This window comes from Lolliginicoccus lacisalsi (assembly GCF_014841105.1).
Classification (GTDB): domain Bacteria; phylum Actinomycetota; class Actinomycetes; order Mycobacteriales; family Mycobacteriaceae; genus Lolliginicoccus; species Lolliginicoccus lacisalsi.
On sequence record NZ_JACYWE010000003.1, the window covers coordinates 117,223 to 135,426 of the forward strand.

Annotated in this window: 19 protein-coding genes and 2 pseudogenes; 13 read left to right on the forward strand and 8 right to left on the reverse strand. The window is 68.6% G+C overall.

The window, feature by feature from the left end; all coding sequences use genetic code 11:
- Positions 1 to 26 precede the first annotated feature (26 nt).
- Positions 27 to 758 (reverse strand): M23 family metallopeptidase, encoded by a 732-nt coding sequence (locus tag HT102_RS06250; protein WP_192038557.1) that lies wholly within the window; start codon positions 756 to 758, stop codon positions 27 to 29.
- 900 nt (positions 759 to 1,658) lie between these two features.
- Between HT102_RS06250 and sucC the strand changes: the two are divergent.
- From sucC to purH, 5 genes and pseudogenes are all read left to right on the forward strand, one after another.
- Positions 1,659 to 2,869: pseudogene (sucC, locus tag HT102_RS06255) on the forward strand (ADP-forming succinate--CoA ligase subunit beta).
- 15 nt (positions 2,870 to 2,884) lie between these two features.
- Positions 2,885 to 3,760, forward strand: a complete 876-nt coding sequence (gene sucD, locus HT102_RS06260; RefSeq protein ID WP_192038558.1) for a succinate--CoA ligase subunit alpha — start codon at positions 2,885 to 2,887, stop codon at positions 3,758 to 3,760.
- A gap of 226 nt (positions 3,761 to 3,986) precedes the next feature.
- Positions 3,987 to 5,702 (forward strand): cell division protein PerM, encoded by a 1,716-nt coding sequence (locus tag HT102_RS06265; protein ID WP_192038559.1) that lies wholly within the window; start codon positions 3,987 to 3,989, stop codon positions 5,700 to 5,702.
- 114 nt (positions 5,703 to 5,816) lie between these two features.
- Entirely contained in the window at positions 5,817 to 6,464 is a 648-nt protein-coding gene (gene purN, locus HT102_RS06270; protein WP_192038820.1) for a phosphoribosylglycinamide formyltransferase, read from the forward strand.
- Between the two features lie 26 nt (positions 6,465 to 6,490).
- Positions 6,491 to 8,043, forward strand: a pseudogene (gene purH / locus HT102_RS06275) (bifunctional phosphoribosylaminoimidazolecarboxamide formyltransferase/IMP cyclohydrolase).
- A 66-nt stretch (positions 8,044 to 8,109) separates the two neighbouring features.
- Here the strand turns inward: purH and HT102_RS06280 are convergent.
- The 5 genes from HT102_RS06280 to rpmB form a co-directional block, all read right to left on the reverse strand.
- A complete protein-coding gene (locus HT102_RS06280) occupies positions 8,110 to 9,039 on the reverse strand; it encodes an AEC family transporter (RefSeq protein ID WP_192038560.1) in 930 nt (309 codons plus the stop codon).
- A gap of 489 nt (positions 9,040 to 9,528) precedes the next feature.
- Positions 9,529 to 9,786: a 30S ribosomal protein S18 gene (rpsR, locus tag HT102_RS06285; RefSeq protein WP_149361110.1), complete on the reverse strand. Its 258-nt coding sequence runs from the start codon at positions 9,784 to 9,786 to the stop codon at positions 9,529 to 9,531.
- Between the two features lie 28 nt (positions 9,787 to 9,814).
- Complete coding sequence (gene rpsN, locus HT102_RS06290; protein ID WP_192038561.1) at positions 9,815 to 10,120, reverse strand: 30S ribosomal protein S14; 306 nt, start codon at positions 10,118 to 10,120, stop codon at positions 9,815 to 9,817.
- Positions 10,120 to 10,284, reverse strand: a complete 165-nt coding sequence (gene rpmG / locus HT102_RS06295; RefSeq protein WP_192038562.1) for a 50S ribosomal protein L33 — start codon at positions 10,282 to 10,284, stop codon at positions 10,120 to 10,122. The genes rpsN and rpmG overlap by 1 nt, the downstream gene beginning before the upstream one ends.
- Positions 10,285 to 10,318: 34 nt before the next feature.
- A complete protein-coding gene (rpmB, locus tag HT102_RS06300; protein WP_149361107.1) occupies positions 10,319 to 10,555 on the reverse strand; it encodes a 50S ribosomal protein L28 in 237 nt (78 codons plus the stop codon).
- Positions 10,556 to 10,683: 128 nt separating this feature from the next.
- Between rpmB and mrf the strand changes: the two genes are divergently transcribed.
- From mrf to HT102_RS06340, 8 genes are all read left to right on the forward strand, one after another.
- The gene (gene mrf / locus HT102_RS06305; RefSeq protein ID WP_408611327.1) at positions 10,684 to 11,946 is read left to right on the forward strand and encodes a ribosome hibernation factor-recruiting GTPase MRF; all 1,263 of its coding nucleotides are present in this window, start codon (positions 10,684 to 10,686) and stop codon (positions 11,944 to 11,946) included.
- Entirely contained in the window at positions 11,946 to 12,266 is a 321-nt protein-coding gene (locus HT102_RS06310) for a type B 50S ribosomal protein L31 (RefSeq protein ID WP_192038564.1), read from the forward strand. The genes mrf and HT102_RS06310 overlap by 1 nt, the downstream gene beginning before the upstream one ends.
- Entirely contained in the window at positions 12,247 to 12,420 is a 174-nt protein-coding gene (rpmF, locus tag HT102_RS06315) for a 50S ribosomal protein L32 (RefSeq protein WP_149361104.1), read from the forward strand. The genes HT102_RS06310 and rpmF overlap by 20 nt, the downstream gene beginning before the upstream one ends.
- Positions 12,421 to 12,617: 197 nt before the next feature.
- Positions 12,618 to 13,310: a response regulator transcription factor gene (locus HT102_RS06320; protein ID WP_225443329.1), complete on the forward strand. Its 693-nt coding sequence runs from the start codon at positions 12,618 to 12,620 to the stop codon at positions 13,308 to 13,310.
- Between the two features lie 44 nt (positions 13,311 to 13,354).
- Positions 13,355 to 14,698 (forward strand): HAMP domain-containing sensor histidine kinase, encoded by a 1,344-nt coding sequence (locus HT102_RS06325; protein WP_192038821.1) that lies wholly within the window; start codon positions 13,355 to 13,357, stop codon positions 14,696 to 14,698.
- Between the two features lie 128 nt (positions 14,699 to 14,826).
- Entirely contained in the window at positions 14,827 to 16,107 is a 1,281-nt protein-coding gene (locus HT102_RS06330; RefSeq protein WP_192038566.1) for a S1C family serine protease, read from the forward strand.
- 80 nt (positions 16,108 to 16,187) lie between these two features.
- Positions 16,188 to 16,700 carry a MogA/MoaB family molybdenum cofactor biosynthesis protein gene (locus tag HT102_RS06335; protein ID WP_192038567.1) on the forward strand — a complete coding sequence of 171 codons (513 nt, stop codon included), beginning with the start codon at positions 16,188 to 16,190 and terminating at the stop codon, positions 16,698 to 16,700.
- Positions 16,697 to 16,864, forward strand: coding sequence for a hypothetical protein (locus HT102_RS06340; RefSeq protein WP_192038568.1), 168 nt, complete (start codon positions 16,697 to 16,699; stop codon positions 16,862 to 16,864). Before HT102_RS06335 ends, HT102_RS06340 begins: the two co-directional genes overlap by 4 nt.
- Positions 16,865 to 16,989: 125 nt before the next feature.
- On the opposite strand, the gene mscL is transcribed toward HT102_RS06340, so the two are convergent.
- Together mscL and HT102_RS06350 are read right to left on the reverse strand one after the other, a co-directional pair.
- A complete protein-coding gene (gene mscL / locus HT102_RS06345) occupies positions 16,990 to 17,394 on the reverse strand; it encodes a large conductance mechanosensitive channel protein MscL (RefSeq protein WP_192038569.1) in 405 nt (134 codons plus the stop codon).
- Positions 17,395 to 17,492: 98 nt separating this feature from the next.
- Positions 17,493 to 18,188, reverse strand: a complete 696-nt coding sequence (locus HT102_RS06350; RefSeq protein ID WP_192038570.1) for an SAF domain-containing protein — start codon at positions 18,186 to 18,188, stop codon at positions 17,493 to 17,495.
- Positions 18,189 to 18,204 lie beyond the last annotated feature (16 nt).

Here is an 18,204-nt window from a genome sequence, read left to right on the forward strand (position 1 = left end):
ATTGCTAGGTGTTCCTAGCGGGTTGCTCAGCTGCTGCCGAAGACGTTGACGCCCTTGCTGGAGAGCCAGCCGATGGGGTCGATCTTCTGGTCGCCGTTGATCCACACCTCGAAGTGCACGTGCGGGCCGGTGGAGAAGCCGCGGTTGCCCATCGTGGCGATCTGCTGGCCTGCCTCGACTCGCTGGCCGACCGACACGGTGTTGGTGTCGTTGTGGCCGTACACGGTGACAGTGCCGTCATCGTGGCGGACGCGGACCCACAGCCCGAAGCCCGCGGCGGGCCCGGAGTCGATGACCTCGCCACCGGCGACGGCGACGATCGGCGTGCCGATCGGGCCGGCGATATCGATGCCACCGTGGAGGGTGCCCCAGCGCTGGCCGAACGTGGAGGACAGCACGCCGATGGCGGGGAGGTGGAACAGCGGGCGGCGAAGCTCGGCCTCGCGGGCGGCACGCTCGTCGCTGAAGCGCTGCGCGGTGGCAAGCTGCTGGGCGAAGGCGGAGGGATCAAGCGCCCGGTTGACGTTGAGGACCTGCACGGTGCCGGCCGGGGCGCTGGCCTCGGCGGCGACGAGGTCGATGTTGTCGCTAGTAGCGCTCGAAGCGGCGAAGGTGATGTCGTTCGCGCTCGCTGTGGTGTCGGAGAGCAGGACGGCCTGTCCGCCAACGACGGAGGCGCCGATGGTGACGACGGCGAGGGCCATACGGCCCTTGGGGGCACGCTTCTGGGCATGTTTGTTCAGTGTGGTGCGCAGCATGGGGTATCCAGAAAGGGGTGCGAATCCCTCGGGTCGGTTCCGCCGCAGTCTCGCTGAAGACTGCGGTGTCATCCCGGTTGATGACGCCAGCGGAAGTGGTGCTTGCCGCTGGTCCACGATCGTTGTTCGTATCCTCGGGGCCTAGTGCCTGTCGGGGCGCCCCGTGGTCGTGATCAGATCGTGACTTTCACTGATGAAAAGGTAACGAAACGGTTGCGACGCTTGCAAGCACTCACAGCCCCTGGAGGCCGTTTTGAGAGCGCACTCACAACGCTGGAGCGCAAAAGCCCAGTTTGCGGGAGTGCAGGCGATCTTTGGCAACGGCTAGCGTCTCACTATTTGGGACGCAGTTCGCTACTGGCTAGCACTCGGAGGGCCCCTGGCGCCGTTATCGGCATCGATGCGCACAGCTGCTACCCCAGGCGGATTGCTGCCACGGCAAGGCCCCAGCTGCCACCGCTATTTCAGTGGCAACTGTGGACCAAGGGTGGGTGGATCGCGTCAACGGTGGCGGATGGGCTCCATATATAGGTGGCAGCCGCCAACCGGGATATGTAGGCGGCAGCTGCCAACCGGGCCCCAGCCACCCTCGCCACGGTCCCCGTGCCGATCGCCGCCACGACCGGACCCCTGGCTGCCATTGCCCGGCCAGCGTCCGCGGTCGGCCCTCACTATGGCGCCCCACCCCTGGTGAACCCCGCGCCAAGCACTCCAGCGGCCACCGAATACCGCCATAACGTCACGATTCGTGGCCCCGCGCGATAGGTTGGATTCGCCTAGGGCGTGACGTAGCGCACGTCCGGGCCATGCCTGTGCCACGCGCGCGCATGGCCTGGACTAAGGTCCGACTTGGCTCGCCCCAACCCGGGTGAGCGTCACAGTAAATGAGACGGTGAGCACATGGATCTCTTCGAATACCAAGCGAAAGAGCTTTTCGCGAAGCACGGAGTCCCCACCACACCGGGGCGCGTCGCGGATACAGCTGAGGAAGCCGAGCAGGTCGCCGCGGAAATCGGCAAACAGGTCGTGGTCAAGGCCCAGGTGAAGGTCGGTGGCCGCGGCAAGGCCGGTGGCGTCAAGCTCGCCACTGACGCCGCCGATGCCCGCGCCAAGGCCGAGGACATCCTCGGCCTCGATATCAAGGGCCACATCGTTAAGAAGCTTCTCGTCGCCGAGGCCAGCGACATCGCCGAGGAGTACTACATCGGCTTCCTGCTCGACCGCACGAACCGCACCTTCCTCGCGATGTGCTCGAAGGAAGGCAAAAAACGCGCTCGCCAAGGTTCCCGTGGACGCCACCGAGGGCGTCNGAGATCGAGCAGGTCGCCGTCGAGAACCCCGACGCGCTCGCCAAGGTTCCCGTGGACGCCACCGAGGGCGTCAGCCGCGAGCTCGCCCGCCAGATCGCCGAGCAGGGCAAGCTGCCCGCCGAGGTCCTGGACGCGGCCGCGGAGACCATCGCCAAGCTGTGGGAGGTCTTCGTGAACGAGGACGCGCTCCTCGTCGAGGTCAACCCGCTCGTGCGCACCCCCGATGACCAGATCCTCGCCCTCGACGGCAAGGTCACCCTCGATAGCAACGCCGACTTCCGCCAGCCCGACCACGAGCAGTTCGTCGACGCCGACGCCGCCGATCCGCTCGAGGCCAAGGCCAAGGAGAAGGGCCTCAACTACGTCAAGCTCGAGGGCGAGGTCGGGATCATCGGCAACGGCGCGGGCCTGGTCATGTCCACCCTCGATGTGGTTGCCTACGCCGGCGAGGACTTCGGTGGCGTCAAGCCCGCCAACTTCCTCGACATCGGTGGCGGCGCCTCGGCCGAGGTGATGGCCAACGGACTCGACGTCATCCTCGGCGATCCGAGCGTCAAGAGCGTATTCGTCAACGTCTTCGGTGGCATCACCGCGTGCGACGCCGTCGCCAACGGCATCGTCAAGGCCCTCGAGATCCTCGGCGACGAGGCGAACAAGCCGCTCGTGGTCCGCCTCGACGGCAACAATGTCGAAGAGGGTCGACGTATCCTCGACGAGGCCGGGCACCCACTCGTGCAGCAGGTCGACACCATGGACGGCGCGGCAGCCAAGGCCGCTGAGCTCGCTGCAGCGGCAAAGTAAAGGGGAACGAAGACAATGGCTATTTTCCTCACCAAGGACAGCAAGGTCATCGTCCAGGGCATCACCGGGGCGGAAGGCACCAAGCACACCCGCCGCATGGTCGCCTCGGGCACCAACATCGTCGGTGGTGTCAACCCCCGCAAGGCCGGTAGCGATGTCGCTGGCATCCCCGTCTTCGCCTCCGTCAAGGAAGCGATGGAGAAGACCGGCGCGGACGTCAGCGTGCTGTTCGTGCCCCCGTCGTTCACCAAGGCCGCCGTCATCGAGGCCATCGACGCGGAGATCCCCCTCGCCGTGGTCATCACCGAGGGCGTGCCCGTGCACGATTCCACCGAGTTCTGGGCCTACAACCTGAAGAAGGGCGGCAAGACCCGCATCATCGGGCCGAACTGCCCCGGCATCATCAGCCCCGAGCAGGCCAACGCCGGCATCATTCCCGCCAACATCACCGGAGCCGGCAAGATCGGCCTCGTGTCGAAGTCCGGCACCCTGACCTACCAGATGATGTTCGAGCTCGCCGACTTTGGCTTCACCACCTGCGTGGGCATCGGTGGCGACCCGGTCATCGGCACCACCCACATCGACTGCATCCAGGCATTCGAGGATGAGCCCGACACCGAGCTGATCGTGATGATCGGTGAGATCGGTGGCGACGCCGAGGAGCGTGCCGCCGACTACATCAAGGCGAACATCACCAAGCCCGTCGTCGGCTACGTCGCCGGGTTCACCGCTCCCGAGGGCAAGACGATGGGCCACGCCGGCGCCATCGTTTCCGGTTCCTCCGGCACCGCGCAGGCCAAGAAGGACGCGCTCGAGGCCGCGGGCGTGAAGGTCGGCAAGACCCCGTCCGCCACCGCGGAGCTCGCGCGCGCGATCCTCGAGAAGAAGTAGGCCCTAGAGCTGGGTCCCCGGACGCCGCGGCACTGCGACTCGCAGGCCGCGGCGTCCGTGCTTTCGCGCTCTCTGGTCCCGGCGGCTGTCGCCCGCTCTCGGGCCCCGGCGGCTGTGCGAAAAGCGACAGGGTTGAGCGCGCGAGCTGTCGTTTAGCGCACACTCGCGCCCCGGCAGCGGCGCGCCTTGCACCCTCCGCGGCGGCAAAGTGCCACTCTCGATATCGATGACCGATCTGCATGCACGACGAGCCCGCGCATCCCGGCAGGAGAGCCGCGGCAACGAGATGAGCGACGTCGCCCGCTCGCTGATGAAGGCGGCGTTCGTGCCCACCGGGGCAGTGGTGGGCGCTATCACCGTCACGATCGTGGCGCTGCTGCTGGCCTCGAGCAGCGATCTCACCGGCGTGTTCGCAGCCGTCGGCGCGTCCTGGCTAGCGGTCCACCAGGTGGTGCTGCCGATCAGTGGCGTGCACCTCGGTGTGCTGCCGCTCCTGCTCACCGCCGGCATGGTCGCTCTGACGTTCCACTTCGTGCGACGGGCCAGGGTGGTCGCTACGACTAGCCGAGAGCTCGCACAGCTCATCGCCGCCGCGACCGCCATTCCCGTCGTCATGACGATCATCTCCCTGGCCGTCATCAAGGATGCCTCGACAGTCCTGAAGATCGACACGCCCAACGTGCTGATCGCGCTGCTGCTCACCGCGGCCATTCATGGCGGCGCTGCCACCGCGGCCCTCCCCCCCCTTGTACGGGAGCGCATCGCCGAGCGAATCACGCTGCCGGAATGGGTGGCCGTCGCGCTCGAGGCTGCCCGGCGTGGCGCGCTCGTCCTCGTGGCGAGCAGCGCAGCGATCACGGTCGCGCTGCTGGTGCTCTCCGCGTCGGAGGCGATCGAGCAGCTCCTCGCGTTCGGTGGAGCTGGGTCGTTCCTCGGCCTCGGTGCGCTCTCGCTGCTCTATCTGGGGAACATCATCGTCGGCGTCGCCTCCGCCACGATCGGCGGCACCGTGCAGATCGGTGAGGCATCCGCATCGTTGTTCGCGACCGAGCCCGCCTCCCTCCCGGGCCTGCCCATTCTCGCGATCATGCCCGACGGGCCCGCGGCGGCGTGGTGGCCGCTAGCGCTGGTGGTTCCGGCCGCGGTCGCTGTTGTCACGGGCAAGGCGGTGACCCGCTACCACCTCGAGATCCGCGATCAGGTCGCCACCGTGGTCGCGGCAGCGGCGCTCCAGGCCGGGGGCTTCCTCGTCCTTGCTCTCCTCGCCAGCGGCCCCATCGGCGTGCTCGGCAGCGTTTCCTACGCTCCCTGGCTGGCCAGCGCGCTGCTGCTCGCCTGGATCGCTGTGCTCGGCACCGTCACGGCCACAACGACCGCGCGGATTGCTGATCGCCACGAGCGGCGCGAGCGGCGCGCCGAGATCGAGCGCGCCATCGCCGAGGCGCTCGAGGACGAGAAGGATCACGACGAGAAGGATCACGCGAAGGAGCCCGCCGGCGAACAAGGCGCAGAGAAGGCGGAGGGCGCCGATCAGGCCGCGGACGCGCCGAGCGGACCGGCCGCCCCGAAGGCCACCGAGCCGGAGAAGCCATCGGGCCTGCCCTCGCCCCGCGCCGCCCTCGCCACCGCCGGCAAGCTGCTGCCGTCGATCCCGGGACGACCCGGCCGCCGCAAGAAGGATCAGGCCGAAGCCAAGAAGGCCCCGGAAGCCAAGGGCCAGGATGGCGAGAAGCCGAACGAGGACGACGGCGCCCAGCCCGCCGCCTCGGCGTCGGCACCACGCCCACCCGCGTCCAGCGACGATGCCAGCCCGGACGACACCACCGCCAAGGAGCCCGCCAAGGAACCCGGCGAAAGCGCGGAGCCGCCCGCAACGGGCGGGACCAAGCGCCAGCGCGGCAAGGACACCATGCGCGCTCCGGGGCGCGGCCGCCGCCGCTAGGCCCCCAGCGCTGTCGTGGACCCGATGGCGGGGATCCTGATGCCAGCCACTAGGCTATGTCGCGTCGGTCGGCCCAGCAGGGTCGATGTGCTCGCCTGAACCAGGAGATCCGCGCTGAACCGCCTCGATCATTCCCGGAGCCCCCGCCGCGGCACCGAGGATGCCCCAGCCCGCATCGTCGTGCTCGCCTCAGGCAGCGGCACTCTCTTCCAGGCATTGCTCGACGCAGCGAAGGACGACTACCCCGCCCGGATCGCCGCTCTCGTCACGGATCGGGAATGCACCGCCGAGCAGCGGGCCCGGGAGCACGGCGTTCCCGTGGAACGGATAATGCCCGCGGACCACGCCACCCGTGAGGCATGGAACTCCGCGCTCGCCGCGGCCGTCCACCAGCACAGCCCGGACCTGGTGGTCACTGCGGGATTCATGCGCATCCTCGGCGAGTCGTTCCTCCGAGCATGCAACACCAGGATCGTCAACAGCCACCCGGCGCTGCTGCCGTCGTTCCCCGGGGCCCACGCGGTCCGTGACGCACTGGCCCATGGCGTGCGGATCACCGGCACGACGGTGCATCTTGTCGATGACGGTGTCGATACCGGGCCGATCCTGGCGCAGGAAGCAGTGCCCGTCATGCCCGGCGAGGCCGAGCCTGAACTGCACGAACGAATCAAGGAAGTCGAACGGCGCCTCCTCATCGAGGTGGTAGCCGACGTGGTGACCCGAGGAGTGGTCATCGATGGACGGAAGGCCATGATCCCGTGAGCAACCGCACCCCACCCACCATTCCTATCAAGCGCGCCCTCGTCAGCGTCTACGACAAGACCGGCCTCGAGGACCTCGCCCGCGGGCTTGCCGAGGCAGGCGTGGAGATCGTCTCCACCGGCTCCACCGCCAAGCGCATCGCCGACGCCGGGGTCGCGGTCACCCCCGTCGAGGAGCTCACGGGCTTCCCGAGACCCTCGACGGCCGTGTCAAGACGCTCCATCCCCGCGTGCACGCCGGGATCCTCGCCGATACCCGCAAGGATGAGCACCTCGAGCAGCTCGACACCCTCGGCGTGGAGGCATTCCAGCTCGTCGTGGTCAACCTCTACCCGTTCACCCAGACAGTGGCCTCCGGCGCCACCGAGGACGAGTGCGTGGAGCAGATCGACATCGGTGGGCCCTCGATGGTGCGTGCCGCCGCGAAGAACCACCCCTCCGTGGCCGTGGTCGTCGATCCCGCCAAGTACTCCCACGTCCTCGAGGCGGCGCGCGAGGGCGGATTCAGCCTTGATCAGCGCATCGCCCTCGCCGCCGAGGCATTCCAGCACACGGCGATGTATGACGTTGCCGTGGCGAGCTGGATGACCAGCGTTCGTGCCCGGGCCACCGCCGACAGCCCGTTCCCCTCGTGGGCCGGCGCCACCTGGGGGCGCAGCTCGGTCCTGCGCTATGGCGAGAACCCGCACCAGGCGGCGGCGCTGTATGTCTCGCCAGGGGGAGGGGGCATCGCCTCGGCCGAGCAGTTCCACGGCAAGGAGATGTCGTACAACAACTACACCGACACGGACGCGGCGTGGCGGGCAGCGCATGACCACGAGGACCCGTGCGTGGCGATCATCAAGCATGCCAACCCGTGCGGCATCGCGGTGTCGAGCCTGCCCGGCGGCGGAGCGATCGCTGAAGCGCACCGCCGCGCGCACGCCTGCGACCCCGTGAGCGCGTTCGGGGGCGTCATTGCCGCCAACCGCGAGATCACTGTCGAGATGGCCGAGCAGGTCGCGGAGATCTTCACCGAGGTGATCGTCGCTCCCTCGTACGAGGAGGGCGCGGTGGATGTGCTGAGCCGCAAGAAGAACATCCGTATCCTGCGGGCCACCGTGCCCGAGCCGCGGGGCACCGAGCTGCGCGCAATCTCCGGCGGCATCCTCCTGCAGGACCGCGATGTGCTCGACGCCGGCGGTGATGATCCCGCGAACTGGACCCTGGCTGTCGGCGATGCCGCCGACGAGGCCACCCTCGCGGATCTCGCGTTCGCCTGGCGCGCCTGCCGGGCCGTGAAGTCCAACGCGATCCTCCTCGCCCACGAGGGCGCCACCGTCGGAGTGGGCATGGGTCAGGTCAACCGGGTCGATGCCGCGCGCCTCGCGGTCTCCCGCGCCGGCGACCGGTCCCGGGGCAGCGTGGGTGCCTCTGATGCGTTCTTCCCGTTCCCCGACGGCCTGCAGGTCCTGCTCGATGCCGGGGTGCGCGCCGTGGTGCAGCCCGGCGGCTCCGTGCGTGATTCCGAGGTCATCGCCGCCGCGAAGGAAGCAGGGGTCACCCTCTACCTGACGGGGGCGCGCCACTTCGCCCACTAGTCGGCAACGCTCGCGCCCGCCACGCACATCCAGCGTGGCGGGCGCTGCTGTCCCATCGGCGGCTGGCTAGGCAAGCAGGACGCACGCCGCGATCACCGGAACCGATAGCACGGTCGTCACGATCGCCGAATCGCGCGCGAGGACCACCCCGCGGCCATACCAGCTCGCGAACACGAACACGTTCTGCGCCGTCGGCAGTGCCGCGCGCACCACCACCACAAGCCGCGACTCGCCCTCGAGCCCGAGCATCCACGCGCCGATCAGCCACGCGAGCAGCGGCTGCGCCAGCACCTTGATCGTGGAGGCGAGCAGCACATCGCGCCGCGGGCTGGTACCCCGGCGCAGCGCGCGCGTGCCATGCAGCGAGATGCCGAACGCGATCAGCGCGCCCGGTACTGCCATGCCACCGATCAGCTCGATCGGCTGGTCGATGATCTCCGGCACGCTGATCCCGGACAGCGCGACGAGCATTCCCAGCGCGGCACCGATGAGGATCGGGTTGCGCAGCGGGGCCATGAAGATTCCCGCGAGCGATCGCTGATGGTGTGGCTGGCGAAGAGTGATCTCCAGGATCCCGAGCGCGATCGGCCCCAGGAACACCACCTGGAACAGCAGCAGGGGAGCGATGACCGTCGCGTCGCCGAGCACATACACCGCGATGGGCAGGCCCAGGTTGACGGAGTTGACGTAGGACGCGGCGAGGGCGCCAATGATGCTCTCCGCCACCCGGCGGCGCAGCCAAGCACGAGCGAGCACGAAGTACACCAGCGCCGCTAGCGAGGCCGAGCCCGCCGCGACCACGAGGCCGGGGGAGAAGACCACTGACACATCGGCGTGGGCGAGCGTATGGAACAGCATCGCTGGTGTCGCGACGAGGAACACGAGCCGCGCGAGGACCTGCTCGCCGCTCGTGCCGAGCGCGCCCGTCCGGCCCAGCAGGTAGCCCACCCCGATGATGCCGAGGATGACCGAGAAGCCGACCACCACTCCTGACATCGGCGCTCCACCTCCCTGGCCGCTAGCGGGCCTGCCCTGGCCGCTAGGCCCGCCCTGGCCGCTAGGCCCGCGTGTGCTGCCATGCTAGGCGCGTAGGCGGTGGTGCCGTTATGGCGTGGATCTCTGCCTGGGGGCGCAGCGGCTCGCCGGGTGAATTCGGGGCGCAGCGACCACGCATCCCAATGGGCTCCTGCCACGGCTAGCGAGTTCCTGCCACCCTCAATGCACGATGCCACCGAAATATCGGTGGCATCGTGGTCTAGCCGTGGCCGCAGCTAGCTTTGGGTGGCAGCTTCCATCTCGCGCCGCCGCCCTCCGCCCCTCGCCGCCGCCTTCCGTCCCGCGCCGCCGCCCGAACCGGCACAGGTGCTGGAACGCACCGGCACAGGCGCTGGAAGGCACCGGGAGGCACCGGGATGCACCGCTAGCCCCGGCAGCGTCGATCCATGCTGCCGGGGCTAGAGCGGTATTGCTGGGAGCCGGTAGTGGTTAGCGGCTGGAGAAGGGGAGAAGCGCCATCTCGCGCGCGTTCTTCACGGCGATAGCGACCTGGCGCTGCTGCTGTGGCGTCAAGCCCGTCACTCGGCGTGAGCGGATCTTGCCACGGTCGGAGATGAAGGTGCGAAGCAGGTTGACGTCCTTGTAGTCAACGTGCTCGATACCGGCTGAGATCAGCGGGTTCTTCTTCGTCTTGCGACCCTGGTCTCCGCCCTTCTTCTTTACTGGTGCGGTGCTCTTCTTGCCCATTTACCCTTCGTTCCTCAACGTTTGTTGTTTACCAGCTGGACTTGCTGACACCGGGGAGCTCGCCGCGGTGTGCCATCTCGCGCACGCGGACCCGGGAGAGTCCGAACTTGCGGAAGTAGGCGCGCGGGCGGCCGTCGACGGCGTCGCGGTTGCGCACCCGGATCGGGCTGGCATCCCGAGGCTGGCGCTGCAGCTCGGAGACAGCATCCGCGCGGGCCTCATCGGAGGTCGCGGGGTTGCTGATGATCTGCTTGAGCTCGTTGCGGCGCGTCGCGTACTTGGCGACGATGGCCTTGCGCTGCTCGTTGCGGGCGATCTTGGACTTCTTGGCCATCAGCGCTCCTCGCGGAAGTCGACGTGCTTGCGAACGACGGGGTCGTATTTGCGCAGCACGATGCGGTCAGGGTTGTTTCGGCGGTTCTTGCGGGTCACGTACGTGAAACCTGTGCCAGCCGTCGACTTCAGCTTGATGATGGGGCGCACGTCATTTCGCGCCATGGTGTTCCCTTCCTAGTTCGATAGCGGGGTGGAGCTAGACCTTGTCGCCACGTGCACGGATCGCGGCGACGACGGCCTCGATGCCATCCCGATCGATGGTCTTGATGCCCTTGGTGGAAACCTGGAGCGTGACGTACCGGCCTTCGCTGGGCAGGAAGTACCGACGACGCTGGATGTTCGGGTTCCAGCGACGCGAGGTGCGCTGGTGCGAGTGGGATACGGACTTCCCAAAGCCCGGCTTGCGCCCAGTTACTTGGCAGTGCGCCGACATGACTACAGACCTCTCGTAAGTGACGTTCATTTTCGACAAAGCCGACGGGACACGGTACCTTTCCGGTAAGGATTCTGACAACCATTACCGATAAGGAGCATCGAGTGACCGATCAGCGCACACCCGTCGTGCTGGTCTGCGGATGGCAAGAAGATGCTAGTCCCATTGCGCGCGCATTTCAACGCGAGGGTACCTCAATCGTCCACTATGACCTCGCAGAGGTCAAAACGGGGGTCATCTGCAGGGCATTGACCACCACTGATGGTGTCACGCCACGCATGCGAACAACCCTGCTCGCGGCCGCGCCAGGTCGTGCATCAGACGCGATCCGCGAGGATCTCCTTCCCTTGTTGCGCCGGCTGGCTAGTCGAAGCCGTGTAGAGCGGATAGTACTCCTCGTGCCTCCCATGATCGACATCGAGGACCTGCGCGGAAGCATCAGCACCGCCGCCATCACCGGGATGGTCGGACATCGCGATGGCCCGCTCCGGCAGGACGTGCGGATCCACGCGGTGATCAGCGCGCTCGACTCGGCCACCTGGTTCGCCGACGCCACGAGCGCCGAGGCCCTCGCCGGGCGCGGGCTAGCAGGCACGCCGCCCGAGGCCACGGTCGCGAGCGCGGTCACAGCATGGGCCCGCGCCGCCGATGGGATCGTCGTCCTGGGCGCCAGCCATGGGGACCCTGAGCTCGATGAGGCCCCGAGGCTCGCCGCCGTCCTGGACCGCCTCGCGCCCGGCGTTCCCATCGCCTGGCAGGGCAGCGACCTCGTCCCCGATCCGCATGACCTGCTCGCCCTCCTGCCCGCGGAGGCAAGCAGCCCGGCCACGCCCGGGATCCACGACCCCTTGCTCGGCGCGCAGCCACCGCTCGAGTCCGAGCACGGCATCCAATGGCTCGAGTTCGGCGCGACCCGGCCCTTCCATCCCCAGCGCCTCCACGAGGCGCTCGACCCCATCCTCGACGGCACCATCCACGCGCGCGGCCGCGCCTGGCTCGCCACAGCCCCCGGCACCATGCTCTGGCTCGAATCGTCCGGGGGAGGCCTGACCATCAGCGCCGCGGACCGCTGGCTCGCCGCGATGACCCCCGCCGAGCACGACGAGCAGCCGGCCGAGCGCACCGCGATGGCCGCCGCCCGATGGACCCCCGAGCACGGCGACCGCCATACCGCGCTGGTCCTGCTCGTCCACGACGGGCAGCCCGAGCGGGTCCGCGATGCGCTCGCCGCCGCCCTCGTCACTGAATCCGAGCTCGCCGCGGGCCATGAGCTGTGGCGGACATGGGAAGACCCCTTTGGAGCATGGCACCAGGATCCTTGTGCCGGCTTCCCGGGAACAGGCGCCACCACGGGCGCAATTGACATCGACACAAGGAAAGAAGGAGACTAGTGCAACCAGCCATTCATCCTGAGTATCATCCGGTTGTCTTCCAGGACGCCAACACCGGATCCATGTTCCTCACGCGGTCCACCGCAAGGAGTGAGCGGACAGTGAGCTGGCAAGACGGAAGCGAGTATCCGCTCATCGTCGTCGATGTGACCGCCGAGTCGCACCCGTTCTGGACGGGCGCGCAGCGTATCCTCGACACGGCCGGCCGGGTAGAGAAGTTCCGTCAGCGTTATGGCAACCGTGCCCGACCCGCGGGCGCTCGCAGGAACGCGGGCGGCAAACGAGAGGAGCTTGATAGCAATGGCAGTACCCAAGCGTAGGAAGTCGCGCGCGCGGACGCACCACCGCCGCTCGCAGTGGAAGGCCACTGCGGTCGACCTGGTGCCCGTGACCGTGGGTGGCGTGGCGACCCGGGTGCCGAGCCGCATCGTCAACGCCGTCCGCCGCGGACTGATCGACCCCGACAAGCTCTGATCCAGAGCCGTACCGGGCTAGAGACTTTGTCCTAGGGCCCGCGCAGCATTGCTGCGCGGGCCCTAGGCTGTGCCAGCGGTGCTCGCTGCCGCCCCGGGCGGCAGGATCCGAGGGGACAAGCGGCCCCGGCGCAGGAGGCCCGGCAGAGTGCGACCACTCTTACACATTGTTCAGGTGGGCAGTACACACTAGTGGGCATGCGGATACTCGTTGTCGATGATGATCGAGCCGTGCGGGAGTCGCTGCGGCGGTCGCTGTCCTTCAACGGCTACACGGTGGACCTCGCCGTCGACGGTGTCGATGCGCTCGAGCAAGTCTCGGCGACCTCCCCGGACGCGATCGTGCTCGACGTGATGATGCCCCGGCTCGACGGCCTCGAGGTGTGCCGTCGCTTGCGCAGCCAGGGCGACGATCGCCCCATCCTCGTGCTGACCGCGCGCGATTCGGTGTCCGAGCGCGTCATGGGCCTCGACGCCGGAGCCGACGACTACCTGCCCAAGCCGTTCGCGCTCGAGGAGCTGCTCGCCAGGCTCCGCGCCCTGCTGCGGCGGCGCGGAGCGGCCGACGCCGACGACGGCGCTGGCGAGGCGATGGAGTTCGCCGGGCTCACCATGGACCCGGTCACCCGCGAGGTCACCCGCGATGAGCGCCAGATCAGTCTCACCCGCACCGAGTTCTCGCTGCTCGAGATGCTGATGGCCAACCCCCGCCGCGTCCTCACCCGCGCGCGCATCCTCGAGGAGGTGTGGGGCTACGACTTCCCGACGAGCGGGAACGCCCTCGAGGTGTATATCGGCTACCTGCGCCGCAAGACCGAGTCGGAAGGGGAGCCGCGGATCATCCACACGGTGCGTGGCGTGGGCTACGTGCTGCGGGAGACGCCCCCGTGAGGACCGGGGGGTGGCTGCACCCCTCGCGGCGCATCGGCCGCACGATGTCCCTCCGTACGCGCGTTACCTTGCTCGCGGCGTTCGTGGTGACCATCGCGGTCGCGCTGATGGCGGGCGCGGCGTTCAGCGTGGTCGCCCGCGCGCTCTACAGCGATGTGGATGACCAGTTGCGCAAGCGCGTCGACCTGATCGTGGCCTCGCACCTGCCGGAGCGGTTTGGCAGCGACGCGGTGACAGCGGCCTCGTTGTTCTCCGACACCCTCTCGGGCACCTTGATCTACCCCGACAACACGGCCGCGCCGATGTCGCCGCTGATCGAGCTGGGCGAGCCCGAGTTCGCCGTGATCCGCGGCGAGCAGGAATCGTCGCTGCGCACCATTGGCAACCGGAGGGTCATCGCGCAGCGCTCCAACCAGGGCGCCACCCTTGTCCTCGCCCAGGATCTCGCCCCCACCCAGGAGGTCCTCGACCGGCTTGCCCTCGTCCTGTTGATCGTCGGTGGCTGCGGCGTGATCCTCGCCGTGGTCGCCGGAACCGGGGTGGGGCGCACGGGCCTGCGCCCGGTGGCGCGATTGACGGCGGCGGCCCAGCGCGTGGCGCGCACCGACGACCTCACACCCATCCCTGTCACGGGGGATGACGAGCTCGCCCGGTTGACCGAGGCATTCAACTCGATGCTGCTCGCCCTGCGCGAATCCCGGGAGCGCCAGTCCCGCCTGGTGGCCGATGCTGGCCACGAGCTGCGCACGCCGCTGACCTCGCTGCGCACCAACACCGAGCTGCTGATCGCGGCGAGCAGGCAGGGCGCGCCGGCGCTGGCCCCGGAGGACATGGAGGGCCTCCAGGAGGACGTGCTCGCCCAGATCGAGGAACTGTCCACGCTCGTCGGCGATCTCGTGGACCTCGCGCGGGAGGACTCGACCGAACCTGGCATGGAACGCGTGGATCTCGCGGAGATCGCCGACCGCGCCATCGAGCGCGTGCGCAGGCGGCGCACCGACGTCGAGATCGACGCCTCCACCCTCGGCTGGTGGGGGTGGGGCGATGCAGGCGGACTGACCCGCGCATTGCTCAACGTCCTGGACAACGCCGCGAAATGGAGCCCGCAGGAAGGGATCATCACGCTGCGGATGCAGCCAGGCCGCGGGCGCAACGTGGATGTGATCATCGAGGACCAGGGGCCGGGCATCCCGCTCGAGGAACGGGCGCTGGTGTTCGAGCGCTTCTATCGCTCCGATGACTCGCGATCCATGCCTGGCTCGGGGCTCGGGCTCGCGATCGTCTACCACGTGGTGCATCGCCATGGCGGGCAGGTCACGATCGACGATGCCGACGGCGGGGGCGCGCGGGTGACCCTGAGCCTCCCGGGCGAACCGGTCGAACGGTGATCCCGCTCTCGTGGCAGAATTATCGGTCCAGTCTCAGGATGCTCTCAGAGCGCCCATGCACCGTGTTGCTAGAGGATCCGAACGGCCACGCCCCGGGGTGGCCGCCTGGAACATGAGGAGCTGATGGCATGACCTACGGAGCCGATGGCACCCCGGCAGGCGGCAATCCGCCGGGCAACGATCCCCGGCACGGACTGGGTAACCCGCCGCGGAACTATCCCCCGATGGGCGCGACTCCACCACCGGGAGGTCCGCCGCCGGGATATCCCCAAGCAGGCCCACCGCCGCCGGGCACCCCCGCGCAACCCAGCGCCGAGCAGCAGCGTCCCCGCTCGCGAGCGCCCTGGTTCTTGGTGGGAGCCCTGGTCATCGCCCTGGCCAGTGGCCTTGTCGGCGGCCTCGTGGGGGCGGGGATCGCCGGGCGCGAGGGGTCGAGCGCCCAGACCGCCCCGTTCGGCGGCCAGCTGCCCTCCGTAGCGGACCCCGCCGAGGAGGCGCCGCGTGGATCGGTGCAGTGGGCGGCGGAGCGCGTGCTGCCCTCGGTGGTGAAGATCGATGTCGATACCGTGTCCGCCTCGGGAAGCGGCTCCGGCGTGATCCTCAGCAGTGATGGCGTGATCCTGACCAATAATCACGTGGTGGCGGGCTCCGACGGCACCGTCGATGTCGCGTTCAATGATGGATCCGTCGCGCCCGGCCGGGTCATTGCCGGCGACGCCCAGTTCGATATCGCCGTCGTGCAGGTCGAGGGCCGTACCGATCTCACTCCCGTCGAGATCGGCAGCTCGGGCGCGCTGAACGTGGGCCAGCCCGTGGTGGCGATAGGCTCGCCGCTCGGGTTGTCCGCCACCGTGACCACCGGCATCGTCAGCGCCCTGAACCGCCCGGTGTACGCGGGTGGCGAGACCGCCGAGGAGACGTCGGTGATCGATGCCATACAGACCGACGCCGCCATCAACCCGGGCAACTCAGGTGGTGCTCTGGTGAACCTCAACGGCGAGCTCGTGGGCGTGAACACGGCGATCGCGACGCTGGGCCGCGCCGGCATGGGCCAGGGCGGCTCGATCGGCCTGGGCTTCTCGATCCCCATCGATCAGGCCAAGCGGGTCGCGGACGAGCTGCTTGCTACCGGCGAGGTGCGCAAGGCGACGCTGGGCGTGCTGGTGGACATGCGCGATCCGGAGCGTGGCGCGCTGGTCACCGAGATCGTTCCGGATGGCGCTGCCGAGCAGGCGGGCATCCCGCCGGGAGCGGTGGTCGTCGGCCTCGATGATCGGCCCATCACGACCGCCACGGCGTTGATCGCGGCGGTCCGGTCGCAGGTGCCGGGCGATGTCGTCGAGATCTCCTGGATTCCGCCCGACGGCGGCGCGTTGCAGCGCGCTCAGGTCGAGCTGCGGGAAGGATGATGGTGCGCAACACGATCGTGGGTGACGCTGTTGACGATTCCCGTTCCGTGGCGGTGGTCGCGGGCATTACGGTAAGAGGGATGGAGATGCAGACATCGCCGCAGGGGCGGGCGCTCGTGGTCATTGTTGACGACGGGCACACTTCGGGTGAACCGCCTGAATCGATCGGGCCACTGGTGCGCGAGCTGCTTACCGAGGGTGGTTTCCATGTTGACGCGATCGTCGCGGTGCAGCCTGACGAGGTGCAGATACGCAATGCCCTCAATACCGCGGTGATCGGCGGCATCGACCTTGTCATCTCGATCGGTGGCACGGGAAGCACGGCGCGCGATGTCACTCCCGAGGCCACCGCGGGGGTGCTCGACCGCGAGATCCCTGGCATCGCCGAGGCATTGCGGGCATCGGGGCGAGCGGACGGTGTGCAGGATGCGGCGTTGTCGCGGGGGCGCGCCGGGGTATCGGGCAGCACGGTGGTGGTGAACTTCGCCTCCTCGCGGGCGGCGGTCCGCGATTCGATGGCCACGATCGGGCCACTGGTGTCGCATGTTCTTGCCGAGCAGTCGGATTTCGACGGCGAGGTGGCGTACCGGTGAGCGAGCCCGAGGATCCGCGGGAGCGTGCCCGGCGGCGGGCACGGCTCGATGCGGTGTTCGGGGAGGTCCTGCCGGAGGAGCGGCCTTCGCGTGGTGCGCCATCCGGGGCCGACGACTCCCAGCGCGAGCAGTGGCTGCGGGAGAACAAGCCGCCGCACCACTGACGACATTCCTACCTAGCGCGATGCCTAGCCGGCGTGACGCGGCGCCCGGCATGGTGCCACGCCCTTGCTACCAGGTCCCGCCCGCCGTTCTCCGGGGGCGGGACCTGTGCTGTTGCTGGGTGGGATCAGGCGCGAGGGGTCCGGTCCTGCAGGAGATCCCGGATCTCGGTGAGGAGCTGGATATCGGTGACGCCTGCCTCCTCGTCCGCGACCTGCTCCTTGATGAGCCGCTTCTTGGCGTGCGTGAACGGCACGATCAGCACGAAGTACACGACCGCCGCGAGGATGACGAAGTTGATCACCGAGGTGATCACTGCGCCCACATCGATGAACGTGGCATCGATCCCGGGGCGGATGGCGAACCCGAGCCCGTTGACGTCGGTGTCCGCGCCGATGGCGGCGATGAGCGGATTGATGATGTTCTCGGTGAATGCCGTGACGATGGCGGTGAACGCGGTACCGATGACGACCGCGACAGCGAGGTCGAGCACGTTTCCCCGCATCAGGAAATCGCGGAAACCTTTAAGCATGGGGACTCCAGGTGTGTGCAGTGGAATGCCGGGAATTATTCGGCTGGAATGGATCCTAGCGCCGCAAGACCGGTTGTGATCAGTGACGCCGTCGCGGCTCACCGGAGTGTCACGGTCACGATTCCCTGCGCCGCATGGGCAGCCACGGCCACCGCGTCGGAGGGGCCGAGAGCGAGCACCGCGAGCGCCCCGCCGGTATCGCCGGGGCTGCTGGTGAACAGGACCGCGACATCCTTGGCAAGGACGCGCGCGGGGAGCTCCGAACCTGGCGGCACGGCCACCACATCAACCCGGTCGCCGGGCTGGAGCAGGCTCGTCACGGCGGGGTCGGAGAGCCGCACGGGGACCGCGCGGGCACCGGCGGCGTGGCTGTTCTCGTCGACGATACGGGGTGTCAGCAGCCGTGCATCGGTAAGGATCTCGCCCGCGCGGATCGGGGTCGCGGCGCGTGACCCGATGGCCTCGGCCGGGGTGATGAGCGAGGACGGTGCCAGGCCGGTCGCATCCACGGCGCGCTCGGCGACATTGCTGCTGGTGAATTCCTCGCCGGCCTCGATCCCGTGCACGGCGATCGTGGCGACCGTATGGCCGGGGCCGCGCAGGAGGAACACGAAGATCGCGACCGCGAGCAGCACCAGCGCGAGGCCCCGGCGGGCCTGGTGCAGCTGGTGGGGCGGGATCACCGCGCGCGCGGTGATCCTGTCGAGCAGGCTAGGGGAGAGGTCGGCGATCCCCGCTGAGGACCGCGCGTGCTGCTTGCGAAGCGGGGCAGTCGCTGGATGGGTCGGGGGCACGCGATCTCCTGGGTCT